Origin of the sequence: Ruegeria sp. THAF33, from assembly GCF_009363615.1 — a bacterium.
Classification (GTDB): domain Bacteria; phylum Pseudomonadota; class Alphaproteobacteria; order Rhodobacterales; family Rhodobacteraceae; genus Ruegeria.
In genome coordinates this window covers 2,416,593-2,438,021 of the sequence record NZ_CP045384.1, presented here as the reverse complement: position 1 = coordinate 2,438,021, position 21,429 = coordinate 2,416,593, and the positions used below count along the sequence as shown (strand labels likewise).

23 protein-coding genes and 1 tRNA gene are annotated in these 21,429 nt (G+C 58.9%); 16 read left to right on the top strand and 8 right to left on the bottom strand.

Annotation, left to right across the window (positions count from 1 at the left end):
* The first annotated feature begins 5 nt into the window (after positions 1-5).
* From murA to FIU92_RS23200, 16 genes are all read left to right on the top strand, one after another.
* Complete coding sequence (gene murA, locus FIU92_RS12190; RefSeq protein ID WP_152458871.1) at positions 6-1,274, top strand: UDP-N-acetylglucosamine 1-carboxyvinyltransferase; 1,269 nt, start codon at positions 6-8, stop codon at positions 1,272-1,274.
* Positions 1,271-1,747, top strand: a complete 477-nt coding sequence (locus tag FIU92_RS12185) for a DUF2948 family protein (protein ID WP_152458869.1) — start codon at positions 1,271-1,273, stop codon at positions 1,745-1,747. Before murA ends, FIU92_RS12185 begins: the two co-directional genes overlap by 4 nt.
* Positions 1,748-2,269 (top strand): GNAT family N-acetyltransferase, encoded by a 522-nt coding sequence (locus FIU92_RS12180; protein WP_152458867.1) that lies wholly within the window; start codon positions 1,748-1,750, stop codon positions 2,267-2,269.
* A gap of 61 nt (positions 2,270-2,330) precedes the next feature.
* On the top strand, positions 2,331-3,632 hold the full coding sequence (gene hisD / locus FIU92_RS12175; protein WP_152458865.1) for a histidinol dehydrogenase: 1,302 nt from the start codon (positions 2,331-2,333) through the stop codon (positions 3,630-3,632).
* Positions 3,633-3,730: 98 nt separating this feature from the next.
* Positions 3,731-4,210 (top strand): UPF0262 family protein, encoded by a 480-nt coding sequence (locus FIU92_RS12170; protein WP_152458863.1) that lies wholly within the window; start codon positions 3,731-3,733, stop codon positions 4,208-4,210.
* 3 nt (positions 4,211-4,213) lie between these two features.
* Positions 4,214-4,666 carry a low molecular weight phosphatase family protein gene (locus FIU92_RS12165; RefSeq protein WP_152458862.1) on the top strand — a complete coding sequence of 151 codons (453 nt, stop codon included), beginning with the start codon at positions 4,214-4,216 and terminating at the stop codon, positions 4,664-4,666.
* A gap of 2 nt (positions 4,667-4,668) precedes the next feature.
* Positions 4,669-5,067: a ketosteroid isomerase-related protein gene (locus tag FIU92_RS12160; RefSeq protein WP_152458860.1), complete on the top strand. Its 399-nt coding sequence runs from the start codon at positions 4,669-4,671 to the stop codon at positions 5,065-5,067.
* Positions 5,060-5,653: a GNAT family N-acetyltransferase gene (locus FIU92_RS12155; RefSeq protein ID WP_152458858.1), complete on the top strand. Its 594-nt coding sequence runs from the start codon at positions 5,060-5,062 to the stop codon at positions 5,651-5,653. The genes FIU92_RS12160 and FIU92_RS12155 overlap by 8 nt, the downstream gene beginning before the upstream one ends.
* A 63-nt stretch (positions 5,654-5,716) precedes the next feature.
* On the top strand, positions 5,717-5,986 hold the full coding sequence (locus tag FIU92_RS12150) for a DUF4242 domain-containing protein (RefSeq protein WP_152458857.1): 270 nt from the start codon (positions 5,717-5,719) through the stop codon (positions 5,984-5,986).
* Positions 5,987-6,053: 67 nt separating this feature from the next.
* Positions 6,054-6,929, top strand: a complete 876-nt coding sequence (locus FIU92_RS12145) for a carbon-nitrogen hydrolase family protein (RefSeq protein ID WP_152458855.1) — start codon at positions 6,054-6,056, stop codon at positions 6,927-6,929.
* Between the two features lie 91 nt (positions 6,930-7,020).
* Complete coding sequence (gene infA / locus FIU92_RS12140; RefSeq protein WP_005978431.1) at positions 7,021-7,239, top strand: translation initiation factor IF-1; 219 nt, start codon at positions 7,021-7,023, stop codon at positions 7,237-7,239.
* Positions 7,240-7,250: 11 nt separating this feature from the next.
* Entirely contained in the window at positions 7,251-7,829 is a 579-nt protein-coding gene (locus FIU92_RS12135) for a nucleoside triphosphate pyrophosphatase (protein WP_152458854.1), read from the top strand.
* On the top strand, positions 7,826-8,848 hold the full coding sequence (locus tag FIU92_RS12130) for a ribonuclease E/G (protein ID WP_152458852.1): 1,023 nt from the start codon (positions 7,826-7,828) through the stop codon (positions 8,846-8,848). Before FIU92_RS12135 ends, FIU92_RS12130 begins: the two co-directional genes overlap by 4 nt.
* Complete coding sequence (locus tag FIU92_RS12125; protein ID WP_152458850.1) at positions 8,845-9,027, top strand: DNA gyrase inhibitor YacG; 183 nt, start codon at positions 8,845-8,847, stop codon at positions 9,025-9,027. Before FIU92_RS12130 ends, FIU92_RS12125 begins: the two co-directional genes overlap by 4 nt.
* Positions 9,028-9,106: 79 nt before the next feature.
* A tRNA-Phe gene (locus FIU92_RS12120) sits at positions 9,107-9,181 on the top strand.
* 177 nt (positions 9,182-9,358) lie between these two features.
* Positions 9,359-9,532: a hypothetical protein gene (locus FIU92_RS23200; protein ID WP_371419716.1), complete on the top strand. Its 174-nt coding sequence runs from the start codon at positions 9,359-9,361 to the stop codon at positions 9,530-9,532.
* A 98-nt stretch (positions 9,533-9,630) separates the two neighbouring features.
* On the opposite strand, the gene FIU92_RS12115 is transcribed toward FIU92_RS23200, so the two are convergent.
* The 8 genes from FIU92_RS12115 to FIU92_RS12080 form a co-directional block, all read right to left on the bottom strand.
* Complete coding sequence (locus FIU92_RS12115) at positions 9,631-12,291, bottom strand: nitrate reductase (protein WP_152458849.1); 2,661 nt, start codon at positions 12,289-12,291, stop codon at positions 9,631-9,633.
* Positions 12,291-12,623, bottom strand: coding sequence for a nitrite reductase small subunit NirD (gene nirD / locus FIU92_RS12110; protein ID WP_152458847.1), 333 nt, complete (start codon positions 12,621-12,623; stop codon positions 12,291-12,293). The genes FIU92_RS12115 and nirD overlap by 1 nt, the downstream gene beginning before the upstream one ends.
* Positions 12,620-15,055 (bottom strand): nitrite reductase large subunit NirB, encoded by a 2,436-nt coding sequence (nirB, locus tag FIU92_RS12105; protein ID WP_152458845.1) that lies wholly within the window; start codon positions 15,053-15,055, stop codon positions 12,620-12,622. Before nirB ends, nirD begins: the two co-directional genes overlap by 4 nt.
* A gap of 4 nt (positions 15,056-15,059) precedes the next feature.
* A complete protein-coding gene (locus FIU92_RS12100) occupies positions 15,060-16,739 on the bottom strand; it encodes an ABC transporter ATP-binding protein (protein ID WP_152458843.1) in 1,680 nt (559 codons plus the stop codon).
* Positions 16,740-16,744: 5 nt separating this feature from the next.
* On the bottom strand, positions 16,745-17,827 hold the full coding sequence (locus FIU92_RS12095; protein ID WP_152458841.1) for an ABC transporter permease: 1,083 nt from the start codon (positions 17,825-17,827) through the stop codon (positions 16,745-16,747).
* 71 nt (positions 17,828-17,898) lie between these two features.
* On the bottom strand, positions 17,899-19,263 hold the full coding sequence (locus FIU92_RS12090) for a CmpA/NrtA family ABC transporter substrate-binding protein (RefSeq protein ID WP_152458840.1): 1,365 nt from the start codon (positions 19,261-19,263) through the stop codon (positions 17,899-17,901).
* Positions 19,264-19,533: 270 nt separating this feature from the next.
* On the bottom strand, positions 19,534-20,703 hold the full coding sequence (locus FIU92_RS12085; RefSeq protein WP_152458838.1) for an ABC transporter substrate-binding protein: 1,170 nt from the start codon (positions 20,701-20,703) through the stop codon (positions 19,534-19,536).
* Positions 20,700-21,284 carry an ANTAR domain-containing response regulator gene (locus tag FIU92_RS12080; RefSeq protein ID WP_152458837.1) on the bottom strand — a complete coding sequence of 195 codons (585 nt, stop codon included), beginning with the start codon at positions 21,282-21,284 and terminating at the stop codon, positions 20,700-20,702. The genes FIU92_RS12085 and FIU92_RS12080 overlap by 4 nt, the downstream gene beginning before the upstream one ends.
* Between the last annotated feature and the right edge of the window lie 145 nt (positions 21,285-21,429).

Below are 21,429 nucleotides of genomic sequence, written 5' to 3'. Positions count from 1 at the left end.
AGCAGATGGATTCGATTCTGGTAACGGGCAACGGCCCGCTGAATGGTCAGATACCGATTGCGGGGGCCAAGAACGCGTGTCTGACGCTGATGCCCGCAACTTTGCTGAGCGAAGAACCGCTGACGCTGACGAACGCACCACGCCTAAGCGACATCAAGACCATGACCGCTCTGCTGCAATCGCTGGGGGCCGAGGTGTCGTCGCTGCAAGATGGTCAGGTGATCGCGATGTCGAGCCACAGTCTGACCAGCCAAACGGCGGATTATGACATCGTGCGCAAGATGCGTGCCTCGAATCTGGTGCTGGGTCCCTTGCTGGCGCGGTTCGGGCAGGCGGTTGTTTCTCTGCCCGGTGGTTGCGCGATTGGTGCCCGTCCAATGGACTTGCATGTGGAAGGGCTCGAGGCGCTGGGCGCCGAGATCGAGCTGAAGGACGGCTATCTGCATGCCAAGGCTCCGGGCGGCCTGAAAGGGGCGGTGCACGAGATGCGCTTTGCCTCGGTCGGGGCCACCGAAAACATCGTCATGGCGGCGACGCTGGCCAAGGGCACCACGGTGCTCAAGAACGCCGCGCGCGAACCCGAGATCGTCGATCTGGTCGAATGTCTGCGCAAGATGGGTGCGCAGATTTCGGGCGAGGGCAGCTCGACCATAGAAATTCAGGGCGTCGACCGGTTGCACGGTGCCACCCATCAGGTTGTCACCGACCGGATCGAACTGGGCACCTATATGCTGGCCCCGGCGATTTGCGGCGGCGAGGTCGAACTGCTGGGCGGGCGCATGGCGCTGGTTGAATCCTTTGCGGCCAAGCTTGACGCGGCGGGGGTCAGTGTCACCGAAACCCAAAACGGCTTGAAGGTGGCGCGCAAGAACGGCCGGGTGCAGGCTGTGGACGTGGTGACCGAACCGTTCCCGGGCTTCCCGACCGACCTTCAGGCGCAGATGATGGCGCTGATGTGCACGGCCGAAGGCACCTCGGTTCTGGAAGAGCGTATTTTCGAAAACCGTTTCATGCACGCCCCGGAACTTGTGCGCATGGGTGCGAATATCGAGGTGCACGGCGGCACCGCCACCGTCACGGGTGTCGAAACCCTGAAAGGCGCCCCAGTGATGGCGACGGATCTGCGGGCTTCGGTGTCGCTGATCCTTGCCGGATTGGCGGCAGAAGGTGAGACAACGGTAAGCCGGGTCTATCATTTGGACCGCGGATATGAACATGTGGTGCGCAAGCTGGAAGGCGTGGGCGCAAAAATCGAACGGATCAAGGGCGAATGACGGACGCAAGTTTTGAAGACGGGCGCGAAGCCCCGCTGAATCTGGGGGCTGAGGATGCAGAAGACCTGAAGGTGATCTCGACCCTCGTGCAGGATGCGGTTTTTCCCGTGACCGAGATGAAATGGCAACCGTCGCACCGCCGCTTTGGCCTGTTGCTGAACCGCTTTCGCTGGGAAGACAAGGATGCCGCCGCCCGCCGTGACCGCCCCTTTGAACGGGTGCAGTCGGTGCTGGTCTTTGATTCCGTTCTGTCCGTGGCCAGTCAGGGCATAGATCGCAGTGAGAAGGACATGGTCATGTCGCTGCTGTCCGTCGAATTCGAACCCGGCGAGGATGGCGCGGGCCAGGTCTTGCTGACCCTGGCGGGTGACGGCGCGATCCGCCTGAAGGTCGAGGCGTTGGATGCCACGCTCAAGGACGTCACGCGCCCGTATCGGGCCCCATCCGGCCGGGCGCCGCAGCACCCCGAATAGATGCAGAACAAGCGCGGCATTTCTCAGGCGTTTTCAAATGTGCCCGAGGGTATTGCCCTGCGTCCGGCGACGGTGTTCGATGTGTTCGACATCAGCCGCGTGCTGATCCGGTCGATCACGCAGCTTTGTGTGGCCGATCACAACAACGATCCCGACCATCTGGAACAATGGACCGCGAACAAAGACCCGGCGACCATCCGGGGCTGGTTCAAGCCGGGATCACAGATCTGGCTGGCCCAGCGTGAAGGGCAGGTGGTCGCTGTCGGTGGGTTGTTCGAAACCGGCAAGATCACCTTGCTCTATGTTGACCCGGATCACGTCGGCAGTGGGGTGGGGGCCGCGTTGCTCAAGCGGCTGGAACGGCAACTGGCCGCGTGCGGCTGTACCGAGGTGCATCTGGATGCCACCCAAACCGCACGGGAATTCTATTTGCGCTACGGCTGGAAGTTCACCGGTCAATGCAGTGACAGTCGGGACCTGACCTGCTTTGCCATGCGCAAATCGCTGCACCCCGAGGGCTGAGGGTTGAGGCCGCGCCCCGTGGGCGATATGTCCCGTGGCGCAACGCCCGGAGTGCCAGATCATGCCTGTTTTCCTTGACGCCACATCACCCGATTTCGAAACCGCCTTTCAGGCCCTTCTGTCCGCCAAGCGCGAGGACAGCCCGGATGTGGACGCGGTCGTGGCGCAGATCATCGACGATGTCCGCAACCGGGGCGACGCGGCAGTCATTGAATTGACCGCGAAATTCGACCGGCTGAAGCTGACGCCCGAAACGCTGGCCTTCAGCGCGCAGGAGATCGCAGACGCGGTGGCGCAAGTCGGGGCTGAAGACCGGGCGGCGCTGGAACTGGCCGCCGCCCGCATCCGGGCCTATCACGAACGTCAGATGCCCAGCGACCAAAGCTGGACGGATGAGGCCGGGGCCACACTGGGCTGGCGCTGGTCGGCGGTCTCGGCCGCCGGGCTTTACGTGCCGGGCGGGTTGGCTTCATACCCGTCTTCGGTTCTGATGAATGCCATCCCGGCCAAGGTGGCGGGGGTTGAACGGTTGGCCATCGTTGTGCCCACGCCGGACGGGCAGGTGAATCCACTGGTTCTGCTGGCCGCGCAACTGGCGGGCGTGGACGAGGTCTATCGCATCGGCGGCGCGCAGGCCGTGGCGGCGCTGGCCTATGGCACCGACACTATCGCGCCGGTCGACAAGATCACCGGGCCGGGAAACGCCTTTGTGGCGGCGGCCAAACGGCGGGTGTTCGGCAAGGTCGGTATCGACATGATTGCGGGCCCATCGGAAATCCTGGTCATCGCCGACAAGGACAACGATCCCGACTGGATCGCGCTGGACCTGCTCAGCCAGGCCGAACACGACGAAAGCGCGCAGTCGATTCTGATCACGGATGATGCCGCTTTTGGCCAAAGCGTCGCGAAGGCGGTCGAAAAACGCCTCGAAACCCTGCAACGCCGCGCCATCGCCGGGGCCAGCTGGCGCGACTTCGGCGCCATCATCACCGTCCGTGATCTGAACCAGGCTGCAATCCTGTCGAACCGTATCGCCCCGGAACATCTGGAGCTTTGCGTCGCAGACCCGGTGGCGCTGAGCGAAAAAACCATCCACGCCGGGGCCATCTTTCTGGGCCAGTACACGCCCGAAGCCATCGGCGATTATGTCGGCGGCCCCAACCACGTGCTTCCGACGGCCCGGTCCGCGCGGTTCTCGTCCGGGCTCAGCGTGATGGATTTTCTCAAACGCACCACGCTCAGCCAGATGACCCCCGAGGCCCTGCGCGCCATCGGGCCCGCCGCTGAACAACTGGCGCAATCAGAAAGCCTCGAGGCGCACGGCCTTTCTGTCACAGCGCGTCTGAATCGCCTGAATGGCTGAAATGACGCAAAGACCGGACACATATGGCGCTTCTCTGCGTTGCCGACTGGATTCCGTTGATATAGGTCTGTGCTGACAAAAGGATTGTAGCCATAACGATGACCCGCATTTCGCATATCGAACTGGATGACCGAAACCTGCCGCCGCCGACCCCTGAGATCGAGCAGGAACGCAAGGTTGCCATCTATGATCTGCTGGAAGACAACAGCTTTTCGCTGCCCAATCGGGATGACCGTGTCATTCCTGATGGGCCTTACCACGTACAGCTGTCGATCCGCGACAAACGGCTGGTCTTTGATATCGCGACCGAAGAGAATGAAAAAGCCGCCGAATTTCACCTGTCGCTTGGCCCGTTCCGGCAGGTGGTCAAGGATTACTTCCAGATCTGCGAAAGCTATTTCGACGCGGTCAAGTCGCTGCCTCCCAGCCAGATCGAGACCATAGACATGGCCCGCCGCGGCATCCACAACGAAGGCAGCCGCGTGCTACAGGAACGGCTGGAGGGAAAGGCAGAAGTGGATACCGATACCGCCCGGCGCCTGTTCACGCTGATCTGCGTGCTGCATTTCGGGGGCTGACGGGTGAAGCCTCTGCCGCAGTCGGTCCTGTTCTGTTGCGACCACAACTCGGTTCGATCTCCGATGGCCGAGGGGCTGATGAAGAAGTTTTACGGCACGGGCACCTATGTGCAGTCCGCAGGCGTGCACAACGATCTGGAAATCGACGGGTTCTGCATCGCGGCCTGCCACGAGGTGGGTGTGGAACTGTCCCGTCACCGCTCGCGGTCCTTTGACGAGATGCAGGAATGGGGCGACGATCTCAGCTCGTTCGATCTGGTGGTGGCGCTTTCGCCCGCCAGTCAGCGCCGGGCGCTGGAACTGACCCGGGTTTTTCACCTCGATGTCGATTATTGGCCAATAATGGACCCTACCGGGTTGGGCGAGACCCGCGAAGAAAAGTTACATCACTACCGACAGACCCGCGATCAGATCATCAAACATCTGAAAGACCGCTGGGGCGAACCTAAGGAGTGACCATGAACCAGACCGTCAAAACCTATTTCGAAGCCTTCAATGCCGGTGACGTGGATGCCATGCTGGCCTGCCTGTCCGATGACGTGGCCCATCACGTGAACGAAGGCCAGATCCGCATTGGCAAGGACAAATTCGCCGCGTTCTGCGCGCATATGAACCGCTGCTACAAAGAAAACCTGACCGACATCGTCGTGTTCGAAGCCGAAGGCGGCACCCGCGCCGCAGCCGAATTCATCGTCAACGGAACCTATCTGGAAACCGATGATGGCCTGCCGGATGCGCATGGCCAGACGTACCGCCTGCCTGCCGGCTCGTTCTTCGACCTGAAGGATGGCAAGATCACCCGCGTCACCACTTTCTACAACCTGGCGGACTGGACCAAGCAGGTTTCGAATGGCTGAGGTCACCGCCGTCCGCCCCCTGACCGGAGCGGCACTGGAAGCCGCCCTTGATGACGTTGCCCGGCTGCGGATCAAGGTATTTCACGCCTGGCCGTATCTTTACGATGGCGACCTGGAATATGAACGGAAATACCTGCAATCCTACCGCGACAGCGACAAGGCCATCGTGGTGGGCGCATTCGACAACGACAGCCTGATCGGAGCGTCAACCGGCGCCCCTCTGATCGACCACGCCGAAGATTTCGCGGCGGCCTTCGAGGGCACCGGGCTTGACCTGCATGACATCTTCTATTGCGCCGAATCGGTGCTGTTGCCCGACTATCGCGGGCAGGGTGTCGGCCACAGGTTCTTCGACGCCCGCGAAGCCCATGCCCGCGCGCTGGGTTTCACCAAATGCGCATTCTGCGGCGTACAACGCCCGGCAGATCATCCGATGCGGCCCGACAATTACCGCCCGCTGGATGCCTTCTGGCGCGCGCGGGGGTATGAACCATTGCCCGGTGCGATCGCACAGTTTTCGTGGAAAGATATCGGGCAAGAGGGCGAGACCCAGAAGCCGTTGCAGTTCTGGATCCGGGATCTCTGAACGCCAAACGCAGAAGAAATTCCCGAATCATGTTAGTGTTGGGTTTTCTGTGGGGGAATTGCCATGAAACGCTATGTTATCGAACGCGATCTTCCGGGTGTCGGTTCCATGTCCGGTGACGAACTGTGCGGCGCGTCTGCGAAGTCGAACGAAGCGCTGGCGCAAATACCCGGCGTGCAGTGGGAGCATTCCTATGTTGCTGGTGACAAGACCTTTTGCATCTATCTGGCCGAGAGCGAGGACGCGATCCACAAGCATGCGGAACTCAGCGGGTTCCCGGCCAACACGATCACCGAAGTGACCACGATCATCGATCCGACGACCGCAGGGTAATTGGGCTGTACTCCGGTCTGCGTCCGCGACTAAGGTCATGCGAATTTGACCGCACGGGGACGCTGCCATGAAAGTCGCAACTGCCGCCTACAACTTCGACTGGTTGGATAGCTGGGCACAATACGAAGACAAGCTTGAGGGGTGGGTGTCCCAGGCCGCAAGGCAGGGGGCCGAATTGTTGGTCTTTCCCGAATACGGCGCGATGGAGCTGTCGACCCTCGACGGGGCCGAGGTTGCCGGCGATCTGGAGCGGTCGATCCGGGCCGTGTCCGACCGGATGGTGGATGTACAAAACCTGCACACCCGCCTCGCCAAGACGTACAAAACCTACATTCTGGGTGCGTCCGCGCCGGTTGTTGATGGAACCGGGCGTCCGGTGAACCGTGCCGCCTTCTACGCGCCGGATGGCAGTTTCGACCATCAGGACAAACAGATTATGACCCGGTTCGAACGCGAGGATTGGGACATCGCCCCCGGTGGTCCGCTCAAGCTTTTCGACACCGCGCTGGGCAAGATCGGTGTGTTGATCTGTTATGACAGCGAGTTTCCGTTGCTGGGCCGCGCGCTGAGCGAAGCAGACCTGATTCTTGCGCCATCCTGTACCGAAGCGCTTTCGGGTTACTGGCGCGTGCGGATTGGCGCAATGTCCAGAGCTTTGGAAAATCAGTGCGTTACGGTTATGGCCTCGCTGGTCGGGAACAATGAGTGGTCCGAGGCGGTGGATATGAACACCGGGACCGGAGGCGTCTTTGGCCCGCCCGACAAGGGGTTTCCGGCCACCGGTGTGCTGGCCGAAGGCACTTTGAATCAGCCGGGCTGGACCTATGCGGATGTCGACCTGTCAGCCATCGCTGAGGTCCGCGCGGACGGTCACGTACTGAACCGAACCCATTGGGACGAACAGACTGCCCGAGTCGAATCGGTCACAATATCCGCTCTTTAGGTGATTCCGCCCTTGAAATAAGGCCGAAATAGGCTCATTTAAGCGCACACCCCCGCAGATTCTGCGGGTGCAACGCAATGATGGAGACAACATGGCCAAGGAAGATACGCTCGAATTTCCCGGTGTCGTGAAGGAACTCCTGCCTAATGCGACGTTTCGGGTCGAGCTGGAAAACGGCCATGAGATCATCGCACATACGGCAGGCAAGATGCGCAAGAACCGCATCCGTGTTCTGGCCGGCGACAAGGTTCAGGTCGAGATGACCCCATATGATCTGACCAAGGGTCGGATCAACTATCGCTTCAAGTAACGCCTGCCGCAATGGCGTTCATTCTCGGATCGGGCAGCCCAAGACGGCTGGACCTGCTGGCCCAGCTTGGCGTGCGGCCCGATGCCATTTACCCTCCTGACATCGATGAAACGCCTTTGAAGGGCGAGCTTCCAGTTCCGTATTGCCACCGCATCACGCGCCAAAAAGTGCAGGCTGTTCAGTCGGATAGAGGTGACGTTACCCTCTGTGCAGATACCACCGTGGCCTTGGGGCGTCGGATTCTGGGTAAGCCCGAGGATGTGGGGCAGGCAGCGGAGTTTCTGCATTCCCTGTCTGGTCGTCGTCACCGCGTGATCACCTCGGTTGCGGTCCGGCGCGGAGACCGTGTGCTGCAGCGTGATGTCGTCTCACAGGTCAAGGTCAAACGTCTGTCGGATGTCGAGATCAACGCCTATCTGGCGACCGGAGACTGGCGCGGCAAGGCAGGCGCCTATGCGATTCAGGGGCCCGCAGGGGCTTTCATTCCATGGATTTCGGGGTCTTTTACCGGCATCGTCGGCCTGCCCCTGTCCGAGACCGCAGCCTTGCTGCAAGGCATCGGCTATCCACTGTATCGAGAGGCATCATGAAAGGTCGCACCATTGTTCTGGACCACATCCAAGGCCGCGAAGCGGCTGCGCTGATGGTCGACGGCAAGTTGGATGACTTCTTGATAGCCACAGACGCACCCGCGCCCGGCACGATCTACCGCGCCCGCGCTGACCGCCCGGTCAAGGGGCAGGGCGGAATGTTCCTGACCACGCCAGATGGCCCTGCTTTCCTGCGACAAGTCAAAGGCTTGGGTCCCGGCGCCCTGTTGTTGGTACAAGTCACCGGCTTTGCAGAGCCCGGCAAAGCCATACCGGTGAGCAATCGCATCCTTTTCAAAAGCCGCTATGCGATTGTTACGCCGGACGCTCCGGGCCTGAACATTTCGCGCAGTATCAAAGACGAGGACATACGCGATCAACTGCTTGAAATCGCGCACGAGCAGATGGGTGACAGCGCCTATGGATTGATCCTGCGCTCCTGCTGCGCGGGTGCGGATGCCGAAGATATCTCGGAAGACATCTCGGCCATGTTGACGCAGGCCGAGCAGGTGATGAATGACGACGGGACCGAGCCTGAACTTCTCAGCGAAGGTGACAGCCCCCATATCCTTGCCTGGCGCGACTGGACCGACCCGGCCGAAGTCGTGACACAGGCGGGCGGGTTCGAAACCCACGGCGTTCTGGATGCGCTGGATACGGTGTGTGGAGCGTCCGAGCCTTTGCCGGGCGGGGGGCATCTTTACATCGAACCCACACGCGCATTGGTCGCCGTGGATGTGAACACCGGAGCGGACACCTCGCTCGCGGCGGGCACCAAGGCCAATTTCGCCTGCGCCAAGATGCTGCCCCGTGCTTTGCGCGTACGTGGGCTGGCTGGTCAGATTACGCTGGACCTCGCGCCCATGCCAAAGAAGGATCGTCGCGGGTTTGAATCCGCTTTACGCGCCGCGTTCAGATCAGACCCAGACGAGACGATTCTTGCAGGCTGGACCCCGCTGGGCCACTTTGAGTTGCAGCGAAAGCGTGGTCGCGTTCCTGTGATGGAGGTCCTGAAATGAGCTGCCCGATTTGCGGTGCCGAGACCGAGCAGAAGTTTCGTCCGTTTTGTTCCAGGCGCTGTGCGGACATTGATTTGGCCAAGTGGCTGAACGGGTCCTACTCGGTTCCCTCGCAGCGCGAAGAGGACCTTGAAGTCGAGGATGACACGCAGGACTTCACGCCAAAGCGACCGCATTGAAAAAATGTGAAAAAGCCTCTGGACACCGCTTGTAGCAAGTCATAGAAGGCCCCCACCCAACGACGAACGTCGTTCCCGTGCCCGGGTAGCTCAGGGGTAGAGCAGTGGATTGAAAATCCTCGTGTCGGTGGTTCGATTCCGCCCCCGGGCACCACTTCCTCAGGTAAACCCTTGGTTTAAATCGAGCTTTAAACAGCAGGTTGGAGCCGTGGACCATGTCAGAGACCCTTTCACCCAAGTACAAGTTCGTAAAAGTTGGTGTGTTTTACTATAGTGCCGCGTTCCCAAAGAGTATTGCCGCTACTATTCGTCTTCTCGGATCGCGTTTTCTTTGCGTACTCATTTGGCGAACATCGTGGCGGCGAGCGCAAGAAAGGCTGCTGATCAACTGGATGAGTATTGGTTTCATCTGAGGTCGCAGGACACGAAATTGCTCAGTAAGCATATATTGGCGCTTGGAGCGCAGGACGACGCCATCCTTCCACCGGATTGCCCGAACCGGTGAATCACGCTCAACCAGGTTTTGGGTCTCGAGTGGACGGAAACCGCTCCTACCTAGATAGCCTACCAAAGCAGACTACTGTCCAGCTCCAAAACCCCGGTCTATCCTAACTGTTCTTGCGAGAAACTCTTCGGCGTATTGCGGTTCAACTTCGAATGCTCCGCGACCAATTCAGCCAACTCTGGCCGGCATGAACCGCAGTTTGTTCCAGCTTGAAGGGCATCTCCGATATCGTCCACATTGATCAAACGTTTGTCGCGAATGGCGCCGATGATGGTTTTTAGTCCGACCCCGAAACACGAACAGACAATTGGTCCACAGTCTTCAGAAGCAGCAGATGACCGGCCAGACAGTATCTGAATGAGCGAAACCTCAGGCAAACTTGCCAAATAGTCTCGCATCAGAGTGATAGGTTGGCGGGAGACGAAAAGCGCCGCCAAGAGGCGCTGTCCGTCTGACAGCGCGATCCTATGCGAGCCGCGTTTGGGGTCTTCGATTGAAGTCACCATGGCATCAGGTAGTCCAAACCACTCGCGGGCTTTGTGTTCCCAATCGTCGATGTCCTGCTTACCTGCCAACTCCATCCTGTAGCCTTTGTCCGTTTTGCTCCTTGCCCAGTATTCTGCCATAGGCGAGGCCGCATCGACGGAAATGGCGAAGCCGTACCAGGAAGCATTCAGACGCCGCACAGAAACAGCCGTCGCCTTGCTTTCAGGCTGTCCAGATATCGGATCAGTCACACTTGGAACAAGCGCATCCACACGGGCTGAAGGTGCCGTTTCACCCGTCCAGTGAATTGGCGCGAACGCTTGCCCGGGTGCGACAGCTTCCGAGATTCGAAGGCGAAAGACACCGCTTCCAACTGAGCTGTCGAGTTGGACCAAATCTGCGGCGCTAAGGCCCAACCGATCAACGTCCGTTGGATTCATGTCAACATAAGGTTCGGAAAGGTGGGCTGATAAACGAGGCGACAAACCTGACCGTGTCATGGTATGCCACTGATCCCGGTTTCGCCCTGTGTTTAAAAGAAACGGGAATTGTGCACAGGTTTTCACTTTGGGCGGCTTGTGAGAAACCGGAACAATACGCGCTTTGCCATCAGGATGAAAAAACTGTCCATCGCCAAAGAACCGCTTGTCGGTCGCACCAAGTGTCGTTGGCCATTGTGTGGGGCTCAGCGCATCATAGTCTTCATCCCCAATGTCGGACAACTCGGTAATATTGAAGTCCTTGCCAAAAGACGCCGCAAGTGAGGTCATGCTCGCGTATTCTCTGAAAATCTGCGCCGGAGAATCGTAGTTAAATGCCTCTTCCCAACCCATCCTACGGCCGACCTCGGCCAAGATATCCCAGTCCGAGCGGGCTTGCCCCGGAGGCCTCAAAACGGCACGTTGTCTGCTTATCGTGCGATCTGAATTGGTTACAGTCCCCGATTTTTCTGCCCATCCCGCCGCTGGCAGCAGCACGTCTGCGATACGCGCGGTATCTGTCCGCGCGGTCAGGTCGCTGACAACTGTAAATGGGCAGTTTTCAATAGCTGCGCTCACTCTGTCCGCGTCCGGCATGGTAGCCGCAGGGTTTGTGTGGATGATCCAGAGCGCCTTGATCTGACCATCCTCAATGGATCGGAACAGATCGACAGCTTTTAATCCTTGCCTCCGAGGGATGTTGGGCGAATTCCAAAAGTGTTTCACCGCCTGACGATGGTCCTCATTTTCAATGTCCAGATGGCAAGCGAGCGTATTGGCCAGACCACCCACCTCTCGACCGCCCATGGCGTTAGGCTGACCTGTGACCGAGAACGGCCCCATCCCTTCGCGACCAATTCGACCGGTGGCCAGATGGCAATTCAAGATCGCATTGACCTTGTCGGTACCGCTGGAAGACTGGTTTACACCCTGACTAAAGACCGTAACGACCCGCTCAGTCCCGATCCACAAATCGCAAAACGCGTCAATCTCAGATGGGCTGAGCCCCGTCTCGTCAGGATCGTCAAGCTGCGCCAGTTCGAGGGCTTCAGAGATCCCATTGCTTCGTTCCAGGAATTCGACGGATACATGGCCGGTGTGGTGAATTCTGCAAAGCAATCGGTTGAAAAGCGCTACATCGCTGCCTGGCTGAAGCGCCAGATGAAGGTCCGCCTGATCACAACTCGCTGTGCGGCGTGGGTCAATGACCACGATCTTCGTGCCACGCGCCTGACGCGCCGCCATGACCCGCTGATAGAGAACGGGATGACACCAGGCAAGGTTTGAACCAACCAGCACAACTAAGTCAGCGTGATCCAGATCTTCATAAGTTCCGGGCACTGTATCGGTTCCGAAGGCGCGTTTATGCCCGGCTACAGTTGACGCCATACACAACCGCGAATTGGTGTCGATATTGGCTGAGCCGATGAAGCCTTTCATCAACTTGTTGGCAACATAGTAATCTTCGGTCAGCAATTGACCCGAGACGTAAAAAGCTACGCTGTCCGGTCCGAACTCTCTGATCGTGGCCGAAAAGCGATCGGCAACCAACTGCAGCGCATCATCCCAACGGGTGTCCTGGCCGAACGCGCGTGGGGCCAACAACCGGTGATCTAGACCCACGGTTTCGTCCAAAGCCAACCCTTTCGAGCATAGACGCCCGTAATTCGCCGGGTGGTCCGGGTCGCCTCGCACTGTCAGACCACCGGCACCATCGGGGCGCAAAAGAACACCGCAGCCGACGCCGCAATAGGCACAGGTTGACCGGACCTCTGGCAGGCCAGTTCCGTCCATCAGGCCGCACTCCGCCGGGTGACGGCGCTGTCGTCAAGCAGGATGCGCCCATCTTCCAAACGTACGGGGTAGGTGGTGATGTGACCATCATCTGCGCCCTGAGCCTCGCCCGTATTCAAGTCGAAAACCCAGTTGTGCAGGGGGCAGGTGACCGACTGGCCGTGGACGATGCCTTCAGACAACGGGCCACCCTTATGGGGGCAGCTGTTGGTTGCGGCGTACACTTCAGCCTCAGCAGTACGGAATACGGCGATGCAGCCGATATGGGTTTTCACCAACCGCGCCCCGCGTAAGGGAACTTCGTCGATATGTCCGATGTCGATCCAGCTCATTCCGCTGCCTCCAGTGTGAAATCTGCAATCGGCGCGTAGGTCTGCGCTTTTTCTTTGACGTGTTCGGCCCACGGGTCTTTACGGTAGATGCTTTGCGACAGCTCGAACCTGGCGACCAAGGCGGTGCGGTTTTCAAGGTCGTCCACGACCTGAGCTTTGACCCAGTCCATGCCGACCTTGCCCAGCCATTTATACAATCGATCCAGATATTTGCCGCCTTCGCGATAGGCTTGCGTGACGGCCATCACCACCTCAATCGCTTCGCCCTCGGTCTGGACCTGACACAGCAATTCGGTCTCTTTCACGTCCATACCGGCGGCCCCTCCGATACTGATCTGATAGCCTGAGTCCACGCAGACAACGCCGATATCCTTGCAAGTCGCCTCAGCGCAGTTGCGAGGACAGCCCGACACGGCCAGCTTCAGCTTATGCGGAGTCCAAGACCCCCACAGGATTTTCTCAAGCTTGATGCCGAGGCCGGTGCTGTCCTGCGTGCCGAACCGGCAATGATCGGTTCCGACGCAGGTTTTGACTGTCCGCAGGCCCTTGGAATAGGCGTGACCCGAGACCAGACCGGCCCTGTTCAGATCCGACCAGATCGCAGGCAGGTCTTCACCCTTCACGCCCAGCAGATCGATGCGTTGGCCGCCGGTGACCTTTACGGTTGGCACGTCGTACTTGTCGGCGGCGTCGGCAATGGCACGCAGTTCTTCGGGGGTGGTGATCCCGCCCCACATGCGCGGCACGACGCTGAACGTACCGTCTTTCTGAATATTCGCGTGTTTGCGTTCGTTAACGAAGCGGCTTTGTGGGTCGTCCTGATAGTCCAGTGGCCAATCCGCCAGAAGGTAATAGTTGATCGCCGGGCGGCAGACATGACAGCCGTTGGGCGTATTCCAGCCGAGTTCCTGCCAGACTGCGGCCTGGCTTTTCAGTTCCTGCCCTTTGATCAGTCGGCGTACATCTTCATGCGTCAGGTCGGTGCAACCACAGATCGGTTGTGCCGCTGGCATCTGGAACGCATCGCCCAAAGTGACCTGCAGGACCTGTTCGACCAGACCCGAACATGTTCCGCAGGACGCACTGGCCTTGGTGCTTGCACGAACCGCGCCCAGATCGCCAGCCCCTGAATGGATCGCCTCGACAATGTCGCCTTTGCATATGCCGTTGCAGCCGCAAATCTCCGCCTCAGGCGGCAATGCTGCAACGGCTGAGAGAGGGTCCGCGGTGTCGCCCCCCTGGTAGGCCGGGCCGAAGATCAGCGTCTCACGCATGTCTTCGATGCTGGTGCCATCCTTGATCAGGCCGAAAAACCAGCCGCTGTCGGCCGTGTCACCGTACATGACAGCGCCGATCAGACGGTCCTGTTCGATCACAAGACGCTTGTAGACGCCCCGCGATGGGTCGCGGAACACGATATCCTCACGCCCCGGTCCATCTGCGAAATCGCCAGCGCTGAACAGATCGCAGCCGGTGACTTTTAACTTCGTTGAAAGAGTTTTTTGCTCAAACGCGGCCTCTTTATCCAACAAGGCATGCGCCGCCACTTTCGCCTGATCGTAGAGCGGCGCGACAAGACCAAAGACCTCTCCGTTATGCTCGACGCACTCACCCACAGCGTAAATATCCGGATCCGAGGTCAACATTTGGTCATCCACATGAATACCACGCCCGGTGGCTAGACCGGCCTCCTGCGCCAGCGCTGTATTGGGACGGATGCCAACGGCCATGACCAGCAGATCACAGGGCAGCTCGGTCCCGTCGTCCAGCAAAAGTGCGCGGACCTTGCCATCTTGCCCAAGGATTTCCTTGGAGTTCGCCTGTAGGCAGATATTGATTCCTTTGTCTTCCAGCGACTTCTTCAGCAGGTAGCCTGCGGCTTCATCCAACTGACGCTCCATCAGGTGGCCCATGATATGCACCACGGTGACGTCAACGCCGTGCGCAGCCATGCCCGCCGCAGCTTCAAGCCCCAGCAAGCCGCCACCGATCACGACGACCTTGTTGTCGGGGCCCATGTCCATCATCTGCTGGGTGTCTTCCAGGTCGCGATAAGCGATCACGCCGTCCAGATCGTGACCGGGTAAGGGGATGATGAACGGGTTCGACCCGGTTGCGATCACCAGCTTGTCGTAGGGACGGTGTCCGTGCTCGCCCTCGACAACTTTCATCTCGCAGTCGATCTTTGCAACTTTCTCACCGAACCGGCAAGCAATCCCCCGCTCGGCGTACCAGGCGTCATCATGTGTGACGATCTCTTCATAAGTCTTCTCACCCGACAGAACCGGGCTCAGCATGATGCGGTTGTAGTTCCCGCGGGGCTCGGCGTTGAACAGGGTGATGTCGAACGCATCCGGCGCGGCGTCGGTCAGGTGTTCTAGCACCCGGCCCGAGGCCATGCCTGCGCCGATGACAACAAGTCTTTGTTTCATGGTTTCACTCCGCTGCAATCGCCTTGGGGGCGGGCGTTTTTGGCTTGGCGCCGTGTTCGTATTCTTCGAGGAAATCGAGGACCTCCTGCCGGTAGGCGTAGTAGTTCGGATGCTCCAACAGCGCTTTGCGGGTGCGCGGGCGCGGCAGGTCGACCTTGGTGATCTTGCCTATGGTCGCTTGTGGGCCATTGGTCATCATCACCACGCGATCGGCCAGCAGGATCGCCTCATCCACGTCATGGGTCACACAGATTGCGGTGACCTTGGTGCGGGACCAGACCTCCATCAACACTTCCTGCAATTCCCAGCGGGTCAGACTGTCGAGCATCCCGAAGGGCTCATCCAACAGCAGCAGCTTGGGCGATAGGGCAAAGGCGCGTGCGATGCCGACGCGTTGTTTCATGCCGTTCGACAGGTCGCTCGCGGATTTGTCCATCGCATCGGCCAGACCGACGCGTTCCAGATAGTATTCAACGACATCCTGACGCTCGGCGATGCTGGCCTTGGGATAGACTTTGTCGACCCCGATCGCGACGTTTTCCTTGGCAGTTAGCCATGGGAACAGGTTGGGGGATTGGAACACTACGGCGCGTTCTGGATCAGCCCCCTCGACATGACGACCATCCAGCTTGATCGCGCCCTTCGATATATCGTTCAGCCCCGCAGCCATGGTCAGAACCGTAGATTTTCCGCAACCTGAATGGCCGATCAGCGAGATGAACTCGCCCTTATCGATCTTCAGATCGAAATCCTCAACAACGGTCAGAGGGCCCTTGGGCGTCGGGTAGACTTTATGAAGCTGTGAGAAGTCGAGGAAACGACTCTCGATCATCCCCTTTTGTGCCTCGGCCACCGCCGTTGGCACTCCATGGATCGGTGTAACATCGGGCAGGATGCGCGAGCCTTCGACTTTGGCTTCGATCCCCACATCCATCAGGTACTTGGTGACGTCGGCACGCAGGCGCTTGAACGTCTCGTCGTTGTTCATTGCACCGCGTTCGCGAGGGCGCGGGATCGATACGCGGAATTCCTGGCCCAACGTACCATCGGGGTTCAAGGCGATGATCCGGTCGGCCAGAATGATCGCCTCGTCCACGTCATTGGTGATCAGAACGCAGGTCTTTTTGTCGGCCTCCCAGATATGTTCGATCTCATCCGCCAGATTGGCACGGGTGAGCGCGTCGAGCGCCGACAGAGGCTCATCCAACAACAAAACCTCGGGGTTCATCGACAAGGCACGCGCCACGTTGACCCGCTGACGCATCCCACCCGACAGTTCCGCCGGGCGGCGCGTGGCAGCATGGCTGAGACCCACCATCTGCACATAATGCGCGACCTTCTCGGCCTTCTCAGTCTTGCCGAGGCCCGGAAAGACCGTATCGACCGCCAGCCCCACATTGCCGCTGACCGTCAGCCAAGGCATCAGTGAATAGTTCTGAAATACTACGCCACGTTCCGGGCCCGGCCCCTTGATCGGAGTGCCTTTGAACGTGACCTCTCCACCAGTTGGAGTATCCAGACCGGCCATGAGGTTAATCAGGGTCGTCTTGCCGGTGCCGGAAAAGCCGAGGATCACCAGAAACTCGCCCTTCTGCACGTCCAGATCGATGCCTTTTAGCACATCCGTGCGCGCAGCGCCTTCACCGAAGGATTTCGTTGCGTTTTTGAAGCTCAGTATGCTCATCGCGCTCACCGGTTGTTCGTGAATGTGAAGAGGGATTGCAGTGCGTACATCACCCGGTCCAACAAGAAACCGATGATGCCGATGGTGAAGACCGCAACCATGATCTTGGCAAGCGAGCTGGACGAACCGTTCTGGAACTCATCCCAGACAAATTTGCCCAAACCGGGGTTCTGCGCCAGCATTTCAGCCGCGATCAGTACCATCCAGCCGACACCCAGCGACAGGCGCAAACCTGTGAAAATCAGCGGCAACGCCGAAGGCAGCACCAGCTTAGTGACTTTGGTATAGGTGTTCATTTTCAGAACCTTGGAGACGTTCACCAAGTCCTTGTCGATGGTCGCCACACCCAGCGCGGTGTTGATCAGAGTCGGCCAAAGCGAACACAGGGTCACGGTGATGGCCGAGATCAGGAAGGACTTGGCGAACCAACCGTCGTTGGTGACGTAGACGGCCGAGACGATCATGGTCACGATCGGCAGCCATGCCAGAGGTGAGACTGGTTTGAATATCTGGATCAGCGGGTTCAGCGCCGCATTGGCGGTCGGCGACAGTCCGGCAGCGATCCCAAGGGGAACGGCCACAACGGTCGCGATCAGAAACCCGAAGAACACGGTTTTGATAGAGGTCCAGATTTGCTGGTAGTAAGACGGCGCGCCGGTGTACGCGACTTGTTTGACCTCGTCCGCGCGGCCCGTATCGATCAGCTTCTGGTTCCGTTTCTCAACCATTGCCTCGAACTTGGCGCGCTTGGCGGCCTTGGCCTGTGCGTCCTCGTTGAGGTTGACCATTTCTGCCCAGACCTGAGCTGGGCCTGGTACGGCGCCCAGGGAAGTTTGCACTTTCGGGGCGAGCGTCCCCCAAAGCAGCAGGAAGGCGCAGATCGACAGCAGGGGGACGACCAGAAGACGCCAGATTTCGGTCATCTGAGCGCGGGGGTTGTCTCCGGCGGCAGCTTTCAGGACCGGGGTGGCCCAGCTTAGGCCAAGAATCTGGAACCATTTGTCGGCGGCGTTGATGCGGGTGAACAGGCGGGTGCGACGCGCCTCTTTGGCGGCGTCTGCGTTGAATTCGGGATCGACCGTTGTCATCTGATGTGTCCTTGCGATGGCGGGGCACTTTGGGGTGTGCGCCCGACTGATACCGGGCGCGACGCATGGGATTAGCCTTGCACGTCCGAGCCGACGATCTTCTGATCGCCCTTCAGACCAATGGACAGGCTTTCGAGATAGGCGTTGGGGGTGCGGCCGTCATAGGTGATGCCGTCGATTATATCCTCGGCCGGGGTGGGCGCTTTGTAACCATCACTGTCCCAGGGGAAGTCGGCCTCATTCGCCAGGCCTTCATCGACTAGCAGGCGCGCGGCTTCCAGATAGATCTCGGGTTTGTAGACAGATTTGGCAACCTCGTCATACCAGCTGTCGGGCTTGGATTCAGGGATCTGACCCCAGCGGCGCATCTGTGTCAGATACCAGATCGCGTCCGAATAGAACGGGTATGTCGCGTTGTAGCGGAAGAACACGTTGAAATCAGGAACTTCGCGCTTGTCGCCTTTTTCGTATTCAAATGTGCCGGTCATCGAGTTGGCGATCACGTCATAATCTGCGCCCACATATTCCGCGCGGCTGAGGATCTCGACCGCCTCGGGGCGGTTGGCGTTGTCGTTCTCATCCAGCCACATTGCGGCGCGGATCAGGGCCTTGGTCACGGCCAGCGTGGTGTTGGGATACTCTTGTGCGAACTCGGCAGTGATGCCAAAGACCTTCTCAGGGTTGTTCTTCCACAGCTCATAGTCCGTGATGACCGGCACGCCGATACCCTTGAACACAGCCTGTTGGTTCCAAGGCTCGCCCACGCAGTAGCCATATATCGTGCCGGCCTCCAACGTGGCAGGCATCTGCGGCGGTGGCGTTACTGACAGGAACACATCTGCGCCGATCTGGCCGGTTACGTTGTCAGGGCTGTAGTAGCCGGGGTGCAGTCCACCGGCAGCAAGCCAATAGCGCAGTTCGTAATTATGGGTCGAAACGGGGAAGACCATGCCCATGTTAAAGGGCTTGCCTTCGGATTTGTATTTCTCGACGACCGGAGCAAGCGCCTCGGAGCTGATAGGGTGTTGGGGACGACCATCCTCCATCACCGGGATGTTCGGTTTCATCTCTTCCCAAATCTCGTTCGAGACGGTGATGCCGTTGCCGTTCAAGTCCATCGAAAATGGCGTGATGATATGCGCCTCGGTGCCGTAACCGATGGTCGCGGCCAAAGGCTGCCCGGCCAGCATGTGCGCGCCATCCAGCTGCCCGTCGATCACGCCATCCAGCAGCACTTTCCAGTTGGCTTGTGCTTCCAGCGTCACGAACAGGCCTTCGTCAAGAAAGTACCCATTCTCATAGGCGACAGCCAGCGGCGCCATGTCAGTCAGTTTGATAAAGCCAAACGTTAGCTCGTCTTTTTCCAGTTCCAGTTCGGCCAGTGCCGGTGACACAAGCGCCGTCGTCGCAGCAAGGCCTAAAAGAAGCTTTTTCATCTCGTTCCCTTTCGGTTCAGCCCAACCCGTTGGGCAAACAAAAAAGCCGCCGACACAGTCCGCCGGGAGGAGGTGGCGGATGGTCGAGCGGCTTTGCTCTTGTGAGGTGCCCTGGACTATGGGCGAATTCCGTCGGTGGGCGTCGTTGCCTTCCGATGTTCCGATTTAGCCAGTCACGCAGCGGCGCGTCATCAATTTTCAGCGTTTTCACCTCGAAAATTCTGCGTCGCAGCAATAACAGATGCTGCACTGCAAAAATTTTGTGCAGACTTACCCCGCTGGCTCGAAAATGCGTCGGTCGAAAAAGACGTTCCGAGACAGAATCAGGCTGCCATTGGTCGAGGCAACCGCCGTCGACTCGGGTAACGCCCCTTCAAGTTTCTCGGACGCGCCGGGTGTTTCCACACCAAGCCCTTGCAATTCGCGACGATAGAGATCACTGCGAAAGACCTTTGCGGATTGTCGTTCCGCAGTTCCGGCGTCCAGCCCGTTTCGTTTCGCCAATTGATGCGCAACCCATTTCGCCTGACTGCGCCATGGGAAGGTGGCAGCGCCGTCAAAAAACTCGACAAACCCATCGACATGGCGCTGCTCGCCGCGGGCCGATATAGTGAATTCGCCCATCAGCGCTCGGTCAATCAGTTCGGGTGAGACGTTGAGATAGGTTTTACGCGATAGCATCTCGGATGCAGTTGTTCGGCTGCCCGTGTTCGAAAGCCAGCGCCCTGCGCGCCAAACGGCCCGCATAAGGCTGCCCAGCAAATGTGGTTCGGTTTCGGCCCAGTCGTTTCTGACCGCCAGCACTTTTTCAGGTGCACAGGACCAGATCGCCTTGCCGGGCAACAGCAGTGCACCGACATTGTCGTCTACAGCGAATGAGCCCCAGGGCTCACCCACACAGAAGGCATCGATCTCGCCACCTGCGAGCGCCTGCGCCATGAGTGGAGGCGGGACGGTTCGGATTTCGACCTGTTTCGAGGCCAGTTCGGTTCCAGCGACCCAATAACGCAACAATTCAACATGCATCGAAAACGGAAAAGGTACACCGAACACCAAAACGTCGCCGGCGGCCTGTGCCAGTGCAGCCCCAGCTGCAGCAGCATCGGAGAAATCGAAGCCGTAGCCCTGGTCGGCCAACCGCCCAGCCAATTGAGTTCCAACACCTATGACATTGCCATTGAGCGACAGGATAGACACGGCGGACAACGGTGTCGCAATGCCTCCAAGACCCAAAGCCATCGCAACGGGGACGGGTGACAGCAGATGTGCCGCGTCCACGTGCCCAAAGGCCAGCATATCACGCAGAGACGACCAAGATGGAGCCGGTCGCAGGTCCAACGAGATGCCTTCGGCGTGGTCAAACCCCATCTCGCATGCCACGATCAGTGGAGCGGCATCAACCAAAGGCATATAGGCGACAGGCAGGGTTACCGTTCTCATGACAACAAACCTGATGCTGTGACCAAGGCTTCGGACACCTCGGCAACCCGGCGATTCTGATTCATCGCGGTTTTACGGAGCAGGGCATAGGCTTCCTCTTCCGAAACGCCCTTGGCCTTCATTAACAAGCCCTTAGCTCGGTCAATCACTTTGCGCTCTTCCAGCGCACGGCGGGTTTCGGCCAGTTCGGTCCGCATCTGACGTAGCACCTGAAACCGGGCAATAGCGGTATCGATCACAGGTTTAATGCGCTCGGCTTGCAAACCGTCGACGACATAGGCCGATACCCCGGCCTCAACTGCGGCTTTCGCCAACCCGCCAGCGGCGCTCGAGACAAACATCGCCACGGGGCGTTCCAATGGGCCCGAAGCAACGGTGAGCTCTTCCAGCATATCCCGCGATGGATTGTCGATGTCGATCAGGACAATGTCTGGGCTATGCGTTGCAATTTTACGTGCCAGCCCGGAGACATTGCCGATTACATAAACGTCTACGTCTCCAGCCTCTTTTAGGGCATCTACGATCGCAAAAGCACGCTCTTGGTTCTGTTCGACTACAACGACAGTCAGATGTTGGTTCATAGAGTCTCAACTGAGCCCAAGATTCATTGATCGCAATTCCAAGGCCAAAAATCTGTTCACCAGGCTGCCGGTTCGCCCATTATTTCAGCGTATTTCCGCTTTTAGCGGAATACCTGCACAGTTTTTCTACATGGCATCAAAAAAT